This is a genomic window from Paenibacillus sp. CAA11 (genome assembly GCF_003060825.1).
Taxonomy (GTDB): domain Bacteria; phylum Bacillota; class Bacilli; order Paenibacillales; family Paenibacillaceae; genus Fontibacillus.
Window position 1 is genome coordinate 1,379,381 of the sequence record NZ_CP028922.1, and the last position, 16,836, is coordinate 1,396,216.

A 16,836-nucleotide genomic window follows, 5' to 3' on the forward strand; every position below is an offset into this window, starting at 1 on the left:
GTATTCACTTCCTTTCGATTTTAAAAAAGCGTTCTTACCGTTCCCCTGCCCTTAAGCTTGCTTATATATTTGGTACATGGACATTTCCTGCTCATCGGTCGATCTGGCAAGCTCATAGGCCTCATCGACGCTCTTATGATTCTGAATTATTTCGTACATTAAGCGGATGGCAAACAGGAGTGCCGCATTTCCGTCCGGGTAGTCGCCAGGCCCGATGAATGTGCTGCAGCCCCCCTGGAGAAAGGCCTCAGCCGTTTCGGGAGCTCCCAGTGTGCAGCCGTTCGCCAGGATGATCTTCCCGTCCAGCCTTGCGAACTGTTTAATCTCGGCCGGCCCGAAGTTCTTCCTTGGCTCGTAGTCGTAATAAATGTCCTCACCCAATTCCGGCATGATGAATTGGCCGTCTTCGCCGTGAAAGTCGAAAATAAGGATGGAGGTATCTGGGTAGAGATCTTTGCCTGATAAAATGTTCATGAGATGTTCGGGCCTCCCCACCCAGTAGGTGACGACTCTTGCCCCAAAGCACTCAAGAGCTGCCCGGACAGCCTGTGTCTCCATGCCACAGTCCGGTCCGCATACTAAGGCAACATGAATTTGCGATTCGTTCATAGAACTCCCTCCCTTGGGAAATATTTCATGGATCATTATAACAGCTGAGAAATTGTAGTTCTACTTCCGAAGTTTAAATTAAAAGAGAGGAGCGGGGGCTCCTCTCAAGTGAAACAGCTAGAATTTATATGTCCAGAACCGTTCTGTTCCGAATCGCTTTTGCAGCTCTTGATCCGACAGTGTATTTTTTCCGAGCAGTTCAGCGGCTTGGAATTGGGAACGGTGGGCTTGAATTGAGGCCAGCTTTTGCTTCAGATAAGGCTTCACGTCCTTGAAGACATCGGGCTTGCCAATTTCCTGCTCGCAGTTTTTGGAGAAGGCCATACAGTGTACAACGGGTCTGCGTTCCTCTGGCAGCCGGCTAATGGCCCGGATGACAGCTGCCCCGCATGCGTCATGGTCAGGATGCACACTGTAGCCGGGATAGAAAGTCAGTACGAGCGAAGGCTGCAGCTCTTCAAGCAGGTCTGCGATCCGGCCATCCAGCACCTCTTTATCTTCAAATTCGACCATTTTATCATGGAAGCCAAGCATTCTTAAATCCTGTATCCCAATGGCTTGGCAGGAGGCTTTAAGTTCTTCTTTTCTAATTTCCGGCAGTGTAACCCGGTTGGCAAACGGCGGGATTCCCATATTCCGTCCCATTTCGCCGAGGGTAAGACAAGCATAGGTAACCGGAGTTCCTTGACTTATATGCATCGCAAGTGTCCCTGCCGCTCCGAAGGATTCATCATCCGGATGAGGCAATACAACAAGAATTCGACGTTCCAAAATGTTCTTCATCTCCTCTGTCTGCTTAGAAAGGCTGTCGGCTCAACTGGAAGGCTACAACCAATTTGCCTTGGCTGTCGTGGCCTGCCATGATTAACCGTTCTGTCTCCTGCTCTTCAAAATGTGTAAGCCCTTCTGCATAAATCCATCCGTCCTTCATTTTTAATCCGATTCTATAGGGGCCGTTTCCGGAAATCGAGCCAAGCGAATACTGAATTTTAGCGTTGGTAATGAAGGTAGACGCCGGATGCTTACTTGCGTCAAAATGGGCGGCATAGGCCCCAGTTGTCATTTCCAGATGAATATAAAGCTCTTCATCCTTCAAGAAATCGATCCTGCTTTGGATGTCTGTTGGATTAATAAGCTGCACCTACTTGCGCCTCCTTTGTAAATATATTTTTTAAGAAAAGAACCGCTAGAGATCTGGGATCTTTAGGGCTTCTCATATCCTTCCCAATAAGAATAGGATCCTTTCTTTTCCTTGGGTAAATTGGACCATATATTAATATAACACAAAAGAGCAAATAAGCTTCTACAGACGGCAATCCCCCTTGAGTATATTCTTAAGTTCAACTGGTGGTTGAATTTCACGAAAAGTCAAATATCAAGTTATTGTGTGCTCCATCTACTTCCGAGTAGAATCTGAAATACAAAGGAGCGTGGGAAGCCATGAAAGAGCAGTTAGCAAGAAATATAAGCATTTACCGTAGAGAGAAGGGGCTCACGCAAGAGGAACTGGCGAAGATTCTTGGTATTTCCTTTCAAGCCGTCTCCAAGTGGGAAAATGCTCAAACTATGCCTGACATTTCGTTACTGCCCCAATTGTCCAGAACGTTAGAAGTAAGCATGGATAAGCTTCTTGGGTATGCATTACAGAACAAGCCGATTACGATCTATGAGGAAGAATATAAAACAAATGATTATTATTGGGGTACTGAACCGAACCAGGTTTGTTATCAGATACTACGAGCCATGCCGCCCAATAAGCGGTTGAGATTGCTTGATATTGGCTGTGGGGAGGGGAAGGATGCTGTCTTTTTTGCCAGAAATGGTTATGATGTTACCGCGTTTGATGTATCGGAAGCAGGGATTGAGAAGACGAAGCGGCTTGCTGATGCTATCGGAGTCCAGGTGCATGTGTTTAAAGCAGATATTTTGGACTATCGGCTGAATAGTTGTTTTGACATAATCTTCTCAAGCGGTGTTCTGCATTACATAAAGCCGGAATTTCGTGAGGAGATCTTTAATAACTATAAGCAGTTCACCAATCCGAATGGGCTGCATGTGATGAATGTCTTTGTAAACAAGCCGTTTATTGCACCGCCACCTGAGAAAGAACCTCATGCATATAAGTGGTATTCTGGTGAATTGCTCGCACATTATCATGATTGGCTCGTTACAGATAGCTCGGAGGTTATTTTTAACTGTAACTCCTCAGGCGTTCCTCACAAACATGCTATGTCCAAGGTTATGGCTCAGAAGGTATAAATCAATATGAGAAAAAGAGTGTAGAGAGGGGGGAGCCCCCTCTTTACGCTTAGAACTTATGTTTACTTCTTACTGCAATCGGTGATCATACATGAGCTGAATTTGCACTCCAAACGGGTCCTCAACTATACCATATGCTTTGCTGAATACATTTTCAGCTAACGGAACGATAACTCTGACTCGGCCATCTGTCATCAAGCTATTGTAGAATTGTTTAATTTCCTCCAAGTCAGCACTTTGAATACATAATGAAAAGTTATTCCCCGCCGCATAGGCTTCGCCTGTGTCCATATTATCTTCGGCGATCATGATTTTTGTTTTACCGATGGTTAAGACAGAGTGAGAAATGTAGTTTTTATTGTCATCCGTAAGCTGAACGGAGCTGTCGCGCTTGGCCATATCTTGATAGGTAACTAGCAGCAATGGCTTGGCATTGAAATGCTTTTTGTAGAAATCAATAGCTTCTCCTGCTCTTCCGTTCATGGATAAGAAAACAGCTACTTCTAGGGTTGTACTCATGGTTTTAATCTCCTTTAGTATCATAGTTTTAGGGCAATATCTTATGGATTTGATCTGTTCCCTTAAACCCATTATCCTTGATAAAGGGTTCAAAATAAGACACCTTTATCAGGAGATGAACATGAAGAAATCCGAGAGATTGAATGATATGATTCGGTACTTAAACAACCGAGAGTTCTTTAATTTAAAAGATCTTATGGAACAATACCACATATCCAAAAGTACGGCTCTGCGGGATATTGGTTCATTAGAAGAATTAGGCATGCCGATTTATGCCGAACATGGCAGACATGGACGATACCGGATCTTAAAAAACAGACTGCTTTCCCCGATTGTCTTTACCATGGATGAAGTGTATGCTCTGTATTTTGCCATGTTAACACTGGAAGCATACCAATCCACTCCCTTTCACTTAAGTGGGAATCAGCTGAACGAGAAGTTTGAGCACTGCCTGTCCAAAATGCAAATTGAGCAGATCCACAAAATGAAAAAGGTTCTGCAATTTGAAGTGTATCCGCACCGTAATGCCAGCCTTTTTTTAGATAAAATTCTGAAGAGTATTCTTCATGAGAGCCTCTGTAAAATTCAATATGCTAAAAATCACCGAACTAAAAGTTACCAAGTGCAGTTTTATAAAATTTCTGCGAAGTTTGGACAGTGGTATGCGGCTGGAATTGAGGGAAGTACGAATAAACCTAGAGTTTTTAGATGCGATAGAATAACCTCCATAGAGGAGATGGAAGTGGATACACGCTTTTCTATAGATGAACTTCTCAGCCGCTCCTTGGATGCATCTCAAGCTGAGAAACGTATTGAATTTGAGGTGGAGATTGAGGAACGGGCTAAGGATCTCTATTATAAAGAGAATTATCCTTCAATGGAACTGGTAGAGGGGAGCAGAACCGTGATAAGAGGGGATTATCATCCAGGGGAAGAGGAGTTTATTGCCAGTTATTTTATGAGATATGGTCATTCGGTTATAGCCGTAAAGCCGTTAGCCTTAAGACAGCTTATTCTAGACCGAGTAGGGAGCCTTCTGAAGCATTATCACACTATGAATAAAAAAAGCGGGAGGATCGCCCGCTTTACATGAAATAGTATACTTACCGCGATCCTTGAGCGATGGCTTTCGTCTCTTGAACGGTGCCATATGGATGGTGAGGCGGGGCATAGATCACATAAAGTTTAAGCGGGCGATTGCCTGTATTGGTTACATTGTGCCATTTTCCAGCGGGAATCATAATTGCATAACCATCATAAGCCATGACTTGAAAATCTAATTTGTCTCTGCGCTCCCCCATTTGAACAAGTCCCTGACCTTCTTCGATCCGTATAAACTGGTCGGTGGTCGGATGGACTTCCAGACCTATGTCTTCACCAACGTTAATACTCATCAAGGTTACTTGGAAATATTTCCCTGTCCACAAAGCGGTACGATACGTATTGTTTTGTTTGGCTGCTTGCTCAATATTCAGTACAAGCGGTCTTGTTCCATAATCTTGTAATGGGATGGTACCAGAAGGACTATTGTTGTAGTTGGTCCAGTTATAATCATGGGGATGCCAGCCATGACTCCATTCGTTATTCCCGTGGCATGCAATAGGATTATGCCAATGAAGGTGATAGCCTGAATTAGGGTACATATTAATACTCCTCTCAGTTTAGTTTGCCCATTTATCCTATGCAAGTGCCTAGTTACAGGTAAGTAAAATGGGCAGTAGCCCACGGGACGTTTTATTTTAACAAAATATGCTGCTGACTTTTGTATATCTTGCCGCCCAACTAGGGCGTGTATGCAAACCTAAGCAAGCCACACCATGATTGAAGCAAGGGTTAAAAATGCCATAAATGAGTCTGCCCGTTTATCGAAGCGAGTCGCCAAGCGGCGGTAATTCTTCACTTTATTGAAAAAGCACTCAATTAAGTGCCGTTCCTTGTAAACCTCTTTGTCCCATTTTCTTGGTTTTCGACGATTTTTCTTGCTTGGAATGACTGGAGTGGCGGACTGTTCCTGAAGAAGCTTTAAAATTCGGTTGGAGTCATAAGCTCGGTCGGCTAACACTTGTTTCTGTGTGAGATCCATTTGTTTGAGCATTTCGTAGCCGGTTACGGCATCATGTCGTTGTCCAGCTGTCAATTGGAAGCGAAGCGGATTAGCAAGGGCATCTACAATGGCATGTATTTTGGTCGTTAATCCACCTCTGGAACGCCCAATTGCTTGCTTAAAGGTCCCCCTTTTGCGCCCGCTCCATGCTGATGGACATGGACAATGGTTGCGTCAATCATCACACTTTCCCAGTCGGGTTCAATGGAAACATGCTCTAGAATTCGATCCCAAATGCCAGCAATTTGCCAGCGGCGAAAACGGCTGTAGACGGTGGACCAGGAGCCATAATATTCCGGTAAATCCCGCCATGGTGCACCGGTTCGTGCTACCCATAGCATGGCGTTCAGCATCTTGCGATGATCGTTCGGGGGTCTTCCTCCTTGTGGTTTTCTTTCCGGCGGCAGCAGGTCCTTGATTTTGTCCCATTGGTCGTCACGAATTTCGTATCTTCTCATCATACAAACTATTACCCAATTAAAAGAGGTTTATGGTTTGCATACACGCCCTAGAAAAAGATAAATCTTGATCCCAAGTGACGTTGTTTGTGGCTTTAGCACATCCCCAATCTAAGACTCGTTGATGCAGCATATGGATTCTAAAGCGTTCTAACCTTCTCACCTCTATAAGCTAGAATAGGCGTTTTGAGGTCTTTAGACTCTTAGTGAGCCACGGAACCCCCTGGCAGCATAGTAGGATTCTGCTCCATTATGGTACACAAAGACAGTGTCATAGCGGCGATCACAGAAAAGAGCCCCGCCGAGTTTCCGAATATGATCCGGTGTTTTCACCCAGCTCGATGTTTTCATATCGAAATTTCCAAGCTTCTGCAGCTCTCGGTATTGTTCTTCTGTTAAAAGTTCAATGCCCATGGCAGCAGCCATATTCAGAGCGCTGTTTTCCGGTTTGTTCGCTTTCCTTGACTCGAGCGCTTCTTGATCGTAACAAATACTTCTGCGGCCTTTAGGACTTTCCGCTGTACAATCATAGAAGATGTATTCGCCCGACTCTTCATCATGACCAACAACATCCGGTTCGCCGCCTGTGTTCTCCATTTCATGGAGCGACCACAGTTTATCAGTACTCGCTTCGAGCTTTGCTTGCACTTTTGCCCAATCAAGACCTTCATGGCGATTCATATTTTTCTCAAATCGGGCTTTCAAGGTTCCGAGTAGTTCATCGCGCTGTTCTGTTGATAATTCACTGTTGTTATTTGTCGTCATAGTGGGCTCTCCCCCTATCTGATATTGGACTATTGCTTTAGATCAAAAGCATAGATCAGCATTAGTATTACTGTTTTGTTGGATTAAAGCAATCCAAAATAAAATGCTTAAATAGTTCAGAAATTGGATTGTTCTGTTTTGATTTTAATTCAATAATGCCGTGTTTAATAGTGATGGGTTCTCCTAAATTTAAAATTTTTAGCTTGTTTAAAGATAATTCATTCATGACTGAGCATTTGGGAACTAATGCAATTCCAGTACCACTAAGCACGGTTTGTTTTATCATTTCTAAACTAGCATACTCTATGTTTTTATAATCAAATTTCTCATGGTCAATGAGTATTTGGTTGGCCATAGACTGATAAATACAGTTTCCTCCAAATCCAATGACGTTAATGTTGCTGCTCAACAGTTTTTTTTCTTCCCTATCGTTGGCCATAATAAATACAAACTCCTCTTCAAGAAGGGGCGTATATGTAATCTTACTCATTCTAGGATCAAAGGGGATAATCCCAAAGTCGACCTTTTGGCTGATCACGTCTTCGATAATATCTTGATGAAATCCCGTCGTTAATTTGATCTCGACTTCCTCATAGTTTTTTAGAAAATCGATAATGGGGTTTGAAAAATGGGTTACGCAAAAGGATTCCAGCGCTTTTACTCTAAGGACTCCATACGTTTTGTTGATATTATCTTTTAATTCTTCTGCCAATTTAAAAAACTCTCTGGCATACTTCATAAATAGCTCGCCTTTTTCAGTCGGTGTTACTCCATTTAGAGTTCGATGAAATAATTGCACATTTAAGATATCTTCAAGAATTTGAATATGATTAGTTACGGTGGATTGGGAGAATCCTAAAATAATAGAGGCCCTACTTATATTTCTCTGCTCGTAAACCTTCAAAAAAGTGTATATATATTTTCCATCTAATCGATTTAACATAACACACGCCCCATATATTATAATTTTCGATAATTATTAATCGTATTATCTATTATACAGATATTCGATCTTAAGGTATGGTAATGATGAAATAAAGTTTAGAGAGGCGGTTTTCTGTTGTACAAATCCATACAAACTTATTTGGGGAAGTTTTCCGTAAAATCTCGTTCGCCATTGAAGGTAAGTATCCCTCAGGCAATCATAGCTTTTGGAGGGGGCTTTGTTACCATATTTATATTGGTACTCATCTCTAAAGGTACAGATCTTCCTCTATTAATGGCACCATTTGGGGCCAGCTGCGTTCTGGCATTTGCAGTACCCGAGGCTCCTTTTTCACAGCCGAGGAATATTATAGGAGGACATTTGATCACTACTTTATGCGGACTGGTAATCTATCATTTTTTTGGTGATGGAATTTATGCTTTATCTGCTGGTGTTGGACTGGGTATTGCTTTAATGTCGTTAACTAAAACGACACATCCACCTGCTGGTGCTAATCCCATTGTTGTTTTAACATCCGCCTCTTCTTGGAGCTTCTTATTTACTCCAGTTCTTATAGGTTCAGTAATCGTAGTCTGTGTTGCCTTGTTATATAACAAACTGGTGAGAAAGGGACAATATCCTACATTCTGGATATAGGACGCCAGCAGGTATGAGGATGTACGATTTTAATCGTGAATCAATTTTCCTCCTCAAAGAAGGGATTTAGCAGGCGGTCAGAGAATACTTCTTCGACAATAAAGTCAGTCGTTGGAGTATTTCGGTCCACCTCCTGCAAGTCAGCATGATCAAACCAAATCTGCCCTTTGCCAGTTAGTAACACGCCAACGTTTATAATGGCTCCGTCCTCTGGAATATCCAGAACACAGGAATAGTAATTCCACTCATGGGTTCCGGTAATGGCCCTATTCTGCATATTATCAAGTTTCAATGTCGCACTCGTATTGTTGTCTATTCTCATCCATAATCCAGCCCATCCTGCTACTTCTTTACTTTTAACAAAGCCGGAAAAACGCACTCGCTTTCCCAAATAATTCTTCGCACTAATTTGTTGCATGATCGTGCCATATTCTCCGTGTGAGAAGTCATCTCCAACAGAGGAAATTGTAGCAGCCTTGGAGCCCATGTGACATATTTGGTGATCAAGGCCCATGTGATATTTCTCCGGGGCAGTGCCTGTTACAATCCAACCTTTAATTGTACTTTCCTTTGCCATATTTACTCCTCCTATAATTAAATTGTTAATAGCAGATCTGTATCTTCCGGGAGGTAATTGATAGACGCTTTTAAAAGATCTAGTAAATGATTCTTGAGATTCGAAGCGATAGGTTAAGGCAATTTCAAGGATGGATGTACTGGTATTTAGCAAAGCAGAGGCTGCCTTAGCAAGTCTTCGTCTTCGGATATAGTCATATAGTGAAATACCTACTTCTCTTTGAAAAAGCCTGTGAAAGTAGAATTTTGAAAATCCTACGAAACTAGAAATTTCATCTAATGTCAGTTCCTCATGTAAATTTACTTCAATATAATCTAAAGCTACTTGAATTTCTTGAATATGTGTCACCAATATTACCTCCCTGCCATCAATATAACATGGGTTCAAGACAGAGTTTTGATAAATATTGCCTTTTTATGCTGTACATACCTTATTCTTGATATGAGGTGTAACCATTGAAAAAGATCCTCATCATTGGAATTGTAGCTAGCGGCAAAACAACGCTTGCCAAGCAACTATCCGAAGCTTTAAACATTTCTTGGTATGAGTTGGATGGTATTGACAATGATTTGAACTTGTTGCAGGCACGCTTGCATCATCCAATTGTATAGTACGGGGTATATTCGCCCGAATTAAGGCTGTGCTGTGGTAAATATTCGAACAAAAAAAGAGGGGAGAAGCCCCTCTTTAACTTAGATATATATTACTTACCCCAATATTGCTGGGCAATACGTTGTCCTTGTTTAATTTTCGCCCACTGCTCATCTTCTGTTAATTCATTACCGCCATCGCAGGACGCAAAACCGCATTGATGGGAGAGTAATAAGCGATCCTTGTCAATAATTTTCGATGCTTCATCAAGCATTCTAACTACACGAGCCTCATCGTCCAGGGTATTGGTTTTAGAAGACAACAATCCAAGTACAATTTCTGTCTCGGGCTTATCTTTGAAAACCGCAAGTGCCTCAAGTGAGCCTGCACGCTCATCGTCCCATTCAAGGAAAAAACGATCGTATTTAAGCTGCTTCAAGAACAGATTAGCGATCTTAGCATAGGAGCCGCCACCCATATTACGGGAATCATAGTTCCCCCGACAGTTATGCGTCCACATTTTCAAGCCTAGGCTATGGCCAAAATCAATTATTGTATTGTTAATATCAATAAATTCTGTAGCTAGAGCCTGAACTTCCTCTTGATTGATATTCTCGCCAGTATAGGGGGAGTTCGGGTTATCATCTGCAAATAGCTCCCATAAGCAATCGTCGAATTGAAGGATTTTTCCCCCAGCAGCAGCAAACTCCTCCACAAATTCCTTATAAGCCTTAACAAGACCGTTTCTCAGCTCATGTCTATCCTTATAAACCGCATCCTTGCCACCAATGTTATCTGACCATGATAACTCACCAAAAATATGTGATGGGGAAGGTACGCACAGCTTTGTTTCGTGGTCGCCAGCGTGGGCTTGGAGCTTCTTGTAGACCTGAATAAAATGATGGTTTTTCCCGCCCAACTCACCTGTAATGCGCAAACCAATATCTTTTCGAGTCTCGTATTTGGAAGTGCCATCTGTATCCCTGAAAAAATATCCATGATCCGCGATATAGCGGCTAATTCCTTGGAAACCCCAGACAAAGTCCAGATGCCACATCGACTTGGAGAATTCACCATCAGTCAGAACGGACAAGCCGTTTTTAATTTCATTCTCGACTACGGTCTGGATGGCTTCAGATTCACACTGCTCATACCCTTGAAAGTCTTGATAAAAGGGATAGCTGATATCATCACGATGTTCAATTTGGTGTTTATATTCTAATAAATCCGACGGACGCAACAGGCTACCTACGATTTGAAATCTACTGCACATGAAAGTTCCTCCTCAATTAAGCACATGTTTTTAGTGTGCTTTGATTCTAGCATGGAGGAATACGATCTACGTAACACTTAAAAGCAATACCTGGTTATAGCTAAAAGCTATAGCGGGTAGCATTATAGCTTTTAAAAGCCAGCTATATATACAACAACCCGAACTTAGAAAAGTTCGGGTTGTTGTATGCAGGAGTTTTATGACTGGGTTGAAGCGGATAGTACTGTAAGAGGCCTCTTAATAGATTCTTCGCTGGTCACTTCAAAACTCTTCATTCAACCAAGCTGTGTGTACAGTACTTGGCTTGTCTTCTATAACTTTTTAAAACGCAGAATGATGGCAGGTGGGATTTCATACCAATCGAACTGATCATTTTCTTTTCCATCCTTTGTAAAGCTAGGTTATCCCCTTTCGGTGAGACGACTATCACACTTAGGAATGCTAAAGCAATTGCAGAGGCCATAGAGGCAAACATCGTTTGGGGGAGAGCGGAGTCAATAAATACCTTTTGCATCAACAGGCAATTCTCTAACCTGCTTAAGATACTTAGTCATATTGTCATCATCTTTGGCGTTGTAAGTATATTGCAAGGACTCAGCAACATCCTTCGCTAGAACTCTAAACAATTCACAAGTAGTGAATACCGCATTCCACATAATCTCATAATCACTATTCGAATAAGTTTGCTTATACATCTCCCAATAGGATTCGGGAAGATACCTTTTCATGTATTTTCCCATTTTTCCTATCGAAACTTGAAAGTCATTTCTGGTACCCACCCACCATGATATCATCTCATCCAAACAAGGTCTGATGACTTGTTCAATCATTTGTTTCGCATACGGTAATTCGTCACGCCAAATTCCTTTGGCTACATTTTGAAGGCACCACCAAAAATTATTACAACAGCCCAAATATAATGGCTCTGTAGGCTCTTTAACATGATAGTCAAGATCTGTGGGGGGAGGAATGATGGGCAGGCAGTTATCCTTATCAAGTAGGGGAACCGTCAACTTATCGCTCCCATAACCTTCAAGCATAGATTCTTTAGTTTCTATGTGAAGATCTATGCGATTTCCATCAGTAAATAGCATTAAATATCCGTAAGACCGAGTAAAGTCCATATCTACACCTATAGATAGGTCATTTTTATCAGGCTCCTGTATCATTATCAAATCACCAAATATATGTATCCATGTTTCATCTTTTATAAAAGAAGAAGTTTCAGTTACTACGTAGACAATATCATAATCCTGAAAAATATCCTTGGGAGCATTAGGGTTGGTACGCGAACCGTTCATATATACCGCCCGGATTCGTTCATCCTTTTGAGCAACTCCTAATATTAAATCAAACATTTCCTTTTCAGTTCTCATTTACGTTCCCTCCAAATGGAAGTAGAGGGGGGCTCACCCCTCTTTACTATTTCCAATAATAAACCTCAACTATTAGTCTTTCCTGACTAACATTGCTACGCACTCCACATGTGACGAGGTGACAGGGAGTACAAATCGAAACACAGGAATGACATTTGCTCAAAATTTTTGGGGACTCTTTATCGAAGTCGCCATTTTTTAATTATTCTTTTATTTATCATCTCAAAACACTTTGCTCTAAGTCTATATACGGAGATTCAGAGCCGTAGTATAGCATTCAATAGCCTTTTCGATATTGCCTTGACTTTTATAATTCTTTTATTACTGTTCATATTCTCCATTGGTCTCTTCAATTATCCAGATGATTTCTTAGTAAGTTCCTGAAAGCCGTGGGCATCCTTGCAAAAAATACGGGTCATAAAGCAGAAATAAATAATTTCACGCAATTCAATGGAACGCTATCTAAATTCCGATAAATTCCGTATATAAAATATCGAGTGAATAATGAATTTTGCCTATAAAATATATTTGTAAAGGAGGGAAATGAATGTTACAAGAATTCAATAATTTAATGGACTACATTGAAACACATTTAACTGAAGAAATATCCGGAAAAGATATATCAAGAATTGTAGGTCTATCTGATTATCATTTTAAAAGAATGTTTTCGTATATGGCTGGAATGTCATTGAATGAGTATATCAAAAATAGGAGATTATCAGTTGCAAATGTTGAATTAATTAACGGTGCAAAAGTAACAGATATTGCCTATAAATATGGTTTTCAATCCTTAGAAGGATTTTCAAGAGCCTTTCGTGAATGGAGTGGTTTTTTGCCTTCAGAAGTAACTAAAAACAGAATTCAAAAATCCTTTCCCAAATTTTCATTCTTTATAGATATAAGAGGAGGAATTTCAATGGAGTTCAAAATTGAAAAGAAAGAGAAGTTTAATATAGTAGGTCTATCGAAAAGAGTGCCCATTCAATTCGAAGGTGTAAATAATGCGATCTTAGAACTAGCCCAGTCAATTACCGAACAACAAAGAAATGAAATGCATCAATTAGCTGATTTATATCCCCATCAAGTCTTGAATGTATCTTATGATTATGATGATGGTTTTCTTGAGGAAAAAGGGTGCCTAACTCATATGATTGGATTAGCAACTACCAAAGAAAATCCATTCGATGATTTAGAGCAAATTTCTATTGAAGAAAGTTTATGGGCAATCTTCCCTAATCAAGGATCATTTCCGACTATGCTTCAAGAAACTACCGCTAAAATTTATACTGAATGGTTGCCTTCTTCAGGTTATGAAGTAGCAGATCTACATGGGATTTCTTTTACAAAACACAATGGTACTTCGGGAAATGTATATAGCGAAATTTGGATGCCTGTTAAAGAAAAAATTTGACTGGTCTTTTTACAACAATACCCGTCGGGATCTAGTGATTTTGAAAACACCAATTTAGACAAAAAAAGAATGGGGATCGATCTGGTCCCCATTTTCCTATTCACCTGTCTTTGAACCCTTATATATCAAGGAGCAAACGACCTCCACATGTGACGAGGTGACAGGGAGTACAGACTCAAACGGAATGACATTTGCTCAATATTCAATAATCATAGTAGATGGAATAATTAAAACGGCAGACCATCGTCGACTATAACTTTTATCCTACCAAGTCGTGTATAAATATTGTCTAGTACTATTTTCTGTTTATACGGCGGCAATTCCACTAGAAATCTATAAAAGTCTTTTACATAAGATACCTGTATATCACTTTTACTATTGAATGAATAATTTCCTTTAATAAAACACCTTATTAGTTGAGCATTATCCTGTATATATGTTTCAAGTGAGCTATTCCGAATGAGAGTTGCTAATTTATTTAAAGTTGTTTCAATATCCTGTATAGGCTCATACTTATCTTGATAGTGTATAATATGGCTTGCTAAAGCATCGGCAAACAGCCCATACACTTCCTTCTCCTTTTTCGAAAAATCAACCTCACTTATCACTCCGGCTGAGATGTCACGAGAAACTTCATTGAATGAACCATATCTATTGCTAGGCTCAAGTTTAATCATTTTGTCGATTACGAAGTTATATTTAAATTCTGATAGATTCTCCCCTAAAATATATTGAAATAATTTTCCTATAAAATATACTTCAGTTTGGTGATTATACGTCCCTTCCAACTGTATCTCGTTGGGAAGCTGTGTAACTGGCCAATTAAGGAAGACGCTCTTTCCTTCGTTTTCTGTGGCCTCAAGCTTTTTTCCAAAGCCAAAGTCAATAACTTTAACATTTTCCTCTTTATCTATAAGGATGTTCGATGGTCTAATATCTCTATGTAATATGCGGTTTATTTCCAAATACTCAAATGCATAAATAACTTCTTTGAAAATATCACCCCAATCCTTACCAAAGAAGCTAGGCTCAAATTTATCTATTGGCACTCCGTCAACATACTCCATTTGCAGATATCCCGATTTTGCTTGAGGATATAAATAATAGTTATATACTCTTACAATATTGGGGTGGGTTAGCTTAAATAAGATTTTTATTTCATCTACAAACCGCCCAAAGTTTTCCTCAATGTCATTGGAACCTTTTGGCGAATATTTTTTAAAGGCGAAAAACATATCGGTAGTTTCATCTTTAAAGAGAAATGTATCTCCTGTTCCACCCGAACCGAGGGGTGAAACATGTTTAAAATGCTTCATAACATTGAACTTAACTATTGTATCAGGTTGTAACATTTTATCCCTCCTGTAACGCATGGGTTAATTCTTATTACTTATTTACAGATAAAATAAGCTCATTCATAAATAACTTTTCGGAAGTCGTTATAAAGCTAATATCAGATAAATCTCCTATTTCAGTTACTAAGGGCTCTTCAATATCTTTGTTTAAGATAACAATTCTAAATTCATTTTGATATTCAATGCTTTTATCCTTCCAAAAAAACACATCTGTATTTTCCTCTTCGAAAGATTTTAATCTATTCGAATGGTTTACATTGAAGTCATCATACAGAACTGGTTGATAAACATACCCATATTCATGCTTATCAAACGCCTTCATGACCCTTTCGAGAAAACCGGCTACTGGAAGTACCATTACATGATTTCCAAAATCTTCGATAAACCTTCGTTTCTGAATATCTGAGAATACGACTTTACATTTGTAGCATTTATCGTCCTCTTCTATAACTTCTAACATTTTAGAATCAACCATTGCCAAACAAAATACTGGTTTTGGCGTACAATGATTCAGGGTCATAACCCCTCTAGATGATTTGCCCTCTAAGATAACTTCATCAGTATCAGGGTCAATTAGCTTAAAGTTAAGAAGGTTAATGACATTGGATACTTCTAGTAAATCCCCCATTCCCTTCTTACCCTCATTCTTTTCCATATCAATGAATTTCTTTAGGTTATTCATCCTTAGTTTTCCTGACTGTAATGATTCAAGATGCCACTTTTCGGTAGCGAACTTCAAAAAAAGACATATCTGTGTAGTTTCGTTACCGTCAATCCCTGATAATCTTGGCATATTATTCACCTCGTGAAGTAGTAGTTCAGTAGTGTTTCTTTTTTATTGAATTGGTGGGGCGGCTTAGTCTTTAATATTTGACTTATTAGATTCTATTAGTGTCAGTATCAATCACAAAATCAACTTGAATATCCTTCGAATAAGGAACAATTACAAAGTTGTGCATTTTACAAAACACTTCAGCAAGTTCCTTTATATCCCTTACTTCTGCTAACGCATTACGATACATTCTCTTCAGCTCAACATCGTTACAATCCCTGCCATACACAATTGATTGAGAGTAATAACCGTCAATTTCGACTAACATATTTTTCACGATTGGGTGCTAACCAATCTGTATAGCTCCAAATGTATAAATATAAGATAGCACACTTGGGATTTTTTTACTTACACATTTTATTAATGGTGTACCCAGTACCTCGTCAACATGAATTTTTCTTTTTCATAAAGTTTACCCTTGTATGCTCCGTGAAAAATTTTTCTGAAAGTCCTCCTACTGTAAAATTGATGTGTCGAGATTTATAACCTTATTTTTGCAATCCCGTTTATCAACATGTACTCAAAATCACTAGATACCATCATTAAGAAGGACAAAATGGTTACCTTCGCTTTCTCGCGTTATTTACAGATATTTACGGTTGAAATCTTTACCCATTCTTTGTTAAGCCATGACACTTCTATTCTTATAATGTTATCGACCAAATCTAACGGGGTGATAGCATGATTAATCGAAGCGACAGGCTGATGACAATTGATGAAGTGGCTTATTATTTGAACCTTTCGCCGCGAACAATTTACAGGAAAATATACGAGGGTGAACTCCTTGCTTATAAGGTCGGGGGAGTTTGGAGAATGGAACCTCAATTCGTTTACAAGTATTCGCGTCAAAACAAAAGAACAGGAGTGATTCAAAATGGATAACAAATACACTTTATCCGTAATTGCAAGAAATCCAAACTACAATCGGGGCGGTTCGTTACTGAGGAAACCGTATGGAATTGGGTAAGGAACGGAGAATTAGAAGTTGAACGAGTTCCCAGTCATATTCAAGCATGGGGCAAATATCCATATTGGACTGATGAAGCCCACCTAAAAGAAGTATTGCAGGACAAAGGTTATAATACCGATTCTATCTTCTCGTAGTGTCGCAACAATTCAAAACCT

The 16,836-nt window shown here is 39.9% G+C and carries 20 protein-coding genes and 1 pseudogene; 6 read left to right on the forward strand and 15 right to left on the reverse strand.

Annotated elements, in window-relative coordinates; all coding sequences use genetic code 11:
* Nucleotides 1-51: 51 nt before the first annotated feature.
* The 3 genes from DCC85_RS06395 to DCC85_RS06405 all read right to left on the reverse strand — a co-directional run bounded on the left by DCC85_RS06395 (nucleotide 52) and on the right by DCC85_RS06405 (nucleotide 1,750).
* Nucleotides 52-609, reverse strand: a complete 558-nt coding sequence (locus DCC85_RS06395; protein WP_108464829.1) for a delta-aminolevulinic acid dehydratase — start codon at nucleotides 607-609, stop codon at nucleotides 52-54.
* Nucleotides 610-726: 117 nt separating this feature from the next.
* Nucleotides 727-1,380: a bacillithiol biosynthesis deacetylase BshB2 gene (gene bshB2, locus DCC85_RS06400; protein ID WP_108464830.1), complete on the reverse strand. Its 654-nt coding sequence runs from the start codon at nucleotides 1,378-1,380 to the stop codon at nucleotides 727-729.
* 25 nt (nucleotides 1,381-1,405) lie between these two features.
* Entirely contained in the window at nucleotides 1,406-1,750 is a 345-nt protein-coding gene (locus DCC85_RS06405) for a YojF family protein (protein ID WP_108464831.1), read from the reverse strand.
* Between the two features lie 299 nt (nucleotides 1,751-2,049).
* On the opposite strand from DCC85_RS06405, the gene DCC85_RS06410 reads away from it, so the two are divergent.
* Nucleotides 2,050-2,868, forward strand: a complete 819-nt coding sequence (locus tag DCC85_RS06410) for a methyltransferase domain-containing protein (protein WP_108464832.1) — start codon at nucleotides 2,050-2,052, stop codon at nucleotides 2,866-2,868.
* Nucleotides 2,869-2,937: 69 nt separating this feature from the next.
* On the opposite strand, the gene DCC85_RS06415 is transcribed toward DCC85_RS06410, so the two are convergent.
* Complete coding sequence (locus DCC85_RS06415) at nucleotides 2,938-3,387, reverse strand: VOC family protein (protein WP_108464833.1); 450 nt, start codon at nucleotides 3,385-3,387, stop codon at nucleotides 2,938-2,940.
* Here DCC85_RS06415 and DCC85_RS06420 point away from each other — a divergent pair.
* Nucleotides 3,350-4,480 (forward strand): helix-turn-helix transcriptional regulator, encoded by a 1,131-nt coding sequence (locus DCC85_RS06420; RefSeq protein ID WP_234414365.1) that lies wholly within the window; start codon nucleotides 3,350-3,352, stop codon nucleotides 4,478-4,480. The two genes, DCC85_RS06415 and DCC85_RS06420, sit on opposite strands and share 38 nt — an antisense overlap.
* A 10-nt stretch (nucleotides 4,481-4,490) precedes the next feature.
* Here the strand turns inward: DCC85_RS06420 and DCC85_RS06425 are convergent, their stop codons facing one another.
* From DCC85_RS06425 to DCC85_RS06445, 5 genes and pseudogenes are all read right to left on the reverse strand, one after another.
* On the reverse strand, nucleotides 4,491-5,030 hold the full coding sequence (locus DCC85_RS06425; protein ID WP_108464835.1) for a cupin domain-containing protein: 540 nt from the start codon (nucleotides 5,028-5,030) through the stop codon (nucleotides 4,491-4,493).
* A 158-nt stretch (nucleotides 5,031-5,188) separates the two neighbouring features.
* Nucleotides 5,189-5,949, reverse strand: a protein-coding gene (locus tag DCC85_RS06430; protein ID WP_108467754.1) for an IS5 family transposase whose coding sequence is annotated in 2 segments (ribosomal slippage) — nucleotides 5,189-5,613 and nucleotides 5,613-5,949 — 762 coding nt in all. Because the reading frame shifts where the segments join, the coding sequence is not laid out codon by codon here.
* A gap of 19 nt (nucleotides 5,950-5,968) precedes the next feature.
* Nucleotides 5,969-6,100 (reverse strand): annotated as a pseudogene (locus tag DCC85_RS23295) (aminoglycoside phosphotransferase family protein); the annotation flags it as partial.
* 44 nt (nucleotides 6,101-6,144) lie between these two features.
* A complete protein-coding gene (locus DCC85_RS06440; RefSeq protein WP_108464836.1) occupies nucleotides 6,145-6,714 on the reverse strand; it encodes a DUF4256 domain-containing protein in 570 nt (189 codons plus the stop codon).
* A gap of 67 nt (nucleotides 6,715-6,781) precedes the next feature.
* Nucleotides 6,782-7,657, reverse strand: a complete 876-nt coding sequence (locus DCC85_RS06445; RefSeq protein WP_108464837.1) for a LysR family transcriptional regulator — start codon at nucleotides 7,655-7,657, stop codon at nucleotides 6,782-6,784.
* Nucleotides 7,658-7,774: 117 nt separating this feature from the next.
* Between DCC85_RS06445 and DCC85_RS06450 the strand changes: the two genes are divergently transcribed.
* Nucleotides 7,775-8,296, forward strand: a complete 522-nt coding sequence (locus DCC85_RS06450; RefSeq protein WP_234414366.1) for an HPP family protein — start codon at nucleotides 7,775-7,777, stop codon at nucleotides 8,294-8,296.
* A gap of 40 nt (nucleotides 8,297-8,336) precedes the next feature.
* On the opposite strand, the gene DCC85_RS06455 is transcribed toward DCC85_RS06450, so the two are convergent.
* A complete protein-coding gene (locus DCC85_RS06455) occupies nucleotides 8,337-9,221 on the reverse strand; it encodes a helix-turn-helix transcriptional regulator (RefSeq protein WP_108464838.1) in 885 nt (294 codons plus the stop codon).
* Nucleotides 9,222-9,328: 107 nt separating this feature from the next.
* Here DCC85_RS06455 and DCC85_RS06460 point away from each other — a divergent pair, with 107 nt between their 5' ends.
* Entirely contained in the window at nucleotides 9,329-9,484 is a 156-nt protein-coding gene (locus tag DCC85_RS06460; RefSeq protein WP_108464839.1) for a EutP/PduV family microcompartment system protein, read from the forward strand.
* 92 nt (nucleotides 9,485-9,576) lie between these two features.
* Here the strand turns inward: DCC85_RS06460 and DCC85_RS06465 are convergent, their stop codons facing one another.
* Nucleotides 9,577-10,737, reverse strand: a complete 1,161-nt coding sequence (locus DCC85_RS06465) for a cobalamin-independent methionine synthase II family protein (protein WP_108464840.1) — start codon at nucleotides 10,735-10,737, stop codon at nucleotides 9,577-9,579.
* A 494-nt stretch (nucleotides 10,738-11,231) separates the two neighbouring features.
* Nucleotides 11,232-12,113, reverse strand: a complete 882-nt coding sequence (locus tag DCC85_RS06470) for an aminoglycoside 6-adenylyltransferase (protein ID WP_108464841.1) — start codon at nucleotides 12,111-12,113, stop codon at nucleotides 11,232-11,234.
* A gap of 547 nt (nucleotides 12,114-12,660) precedes the next feature.
* On the opposite strand from DCC85_RS06470, the gene DCC85_RS06475 reads away from it, so the two are divergent.
* Nucleotides 12,661-13,524: an AraC family transcriptional regulator gene (locus tag DCC85_RS06475; protein WP_108464842.1), complete on the forward strand. Its 864-nt coding sequence runs from the start codon at nucleotides 12,661-12,663 to the stop codon at nucleotides 13,522-13,524.
* Nucleotides 13,525-13,751: 227 nt separating this feature from the next.
* Here DCC85_RS06475 and DCC85_RS06480 read toward each other — a convergent pair whose 3' ends face one another.
* From DCC85_RS06480 to DCC85_RS06490, 3 genes are all read right to left on the reverse strand, one after another.
* Entirely contained in the window at nucleotides 13,752-14,876 is a 1,125-nt protein-coding gene (locus tag DCC85_RS06480; RefSeq protein ID WP_159081803.1) for a protein kinase family protein, read from the reverse strand.
* A gap of 34 nt (nucleotides 14,877-14,910) precedes the next feature.
* Nucleotides 14,911-15,672 (reverse strand): hypothetical protein, encoded by a 762-nt coding sequence (locus tag DCC85_RS06485; RefSeq protein ID WP_108464844.1) that lies wholly within the window; start codon nucleotides 15,670-15,672, stop codon nucleotides 14,911-14,913.
* Nucleotides 15,673-15,757: 85 nt separating this feature from the next.
* Nucleotides 15,758-15,979 carry a hypothetical protein gene (locus DCC85_RS06490; RefSeq protein WP_108464845.1) on the reverse strand — a complete coding sequence of 74 codons (222 nt, stop codon included), beginning with the start codon at nucleotides 15,977-15,979 and terminating at the stop codon, nucleotides 15,758-15,760.
* A 437-nt stretch (nucleotides 15,980-16,416) separates the two neighbouring features.
* Here DCC85_RS06490 and DCC85_RS23705 point away from each other — a divergent pair, with 437 nt between their 5' ends.
* Complete coding sequence (locus tag DCC85_RS23705; RefSeq protein WP_442789536.1) at nucleotides 16,417-16,593, forward strand: helix-turn-helix domain-containing protein; 177 nt, start codon at nucleotides 16,417-16,419, stop codon at nucleotides 16,591-16,593.
* Nucleotides 16,594-16,836: the final 243 nt, after the last annotated feature.

Excerpts from the sequence above, each read along its gene's own strand:
- DCC85_RS06410 (WP_108464832.1), top strand. The coding sequence starts at position 2,050 with ATGAAAGAGCAGTTAGCAAGAAATATAAGCATTTACCGTAGAGAGAAG.
- DCC85_RS06490 (WP_108464845.1), bottom strand. The coding sequence starts at position 15,979 with ATGTTAGTCGAAATTGACGGTTATTACTCTCAATCAATTGTGTATGGC.
- DCC85_RS06480 (WP_159081803.1), bottom strand. The coding sequence starts at position 14,876 with ATGTTACAACCTGATACAATAGTTAAGTTCAATGTTATGAAGCATTTT.
- DCC85_RS06395 (WP_108464829.1), bottom strand. The coding sequence starts at position 609 with ATGAACGAATCGCAAATTCATGTTGCCTTAGTATGCGGACCGGACTGT.
- DCC85_RS06445 (WP_108464837.1), bottom strand. The coding sequence starts at position 7,657 with ATGTTAAATCGATTAGATGGAAAATATATATACACTTTTTTGAAGGTT.
- DCC85_RS06465 (WP_108464840.1), bottom strand. The coding sequence starts at position 10,737 with ATGTGCAGTAGATTTCAAATCGTAGGTAGCCTGTTGCGTCCGTCGGAT.
- DCC85_RS06440 (WP_108464836.1), bottom strand. The coding sequence starts at position 6,714 with ATGACGACAAATAACAACAGTGAATTATCAACAGAACAGCGCGATGAA.
- DCC85_RS06485 (WP_108464844.1), bottom strand. The coding sequence starts at position 15,672 with ATGCCAAGATTATCAGGGATTGACGGTAACGAAACTACACAGATATGT.
- DCC85_RS06470 (WP_108464841.1), bottom strand. The coding sequence starts at position 12,113 with ATGAGAACTGAAAAGGAAATGTTTGATTTAATATTAGGAGTTGCTCAA.
- DCC85_RS06415 (WP_108464833.1), bottom strand. The coding sequence starts at position 3,387 with ATGAGTACAACCCTAGAAGTAGCTGTTTTCTTATCCATGAACGGAAGA.
- DCC85_RS23705 (WP_442789536.1), top strand. The coding sequence starts at position 16,417 with ATGACAATTGATGAAGTGGCTTATTATTTGAACCTTTCGCCGCGAACA.
- DCC85_RS06425 (WP_108464835.1), bottom strand. The coding sequence starts at position 5,030 with ATGTACCCTAATTCAGGCTATCACCTTCATTGGCATAATCCTATTGCA.
- DCC85_RS06475 (WP_108464842.1), top strand. The coding sequence starts at position 12,661 with ATGTTACAAGAATTCAATAATTTAATGGACTACATTGAAACACATTTA.
- DCC85_RS06420 (WP_234414365.1), top strand. The coding sequence starts at position 3,350 with ATGGATAAGAAAACAGCTACTTCTAGGGTTGTACTCATGGTTTTAATC.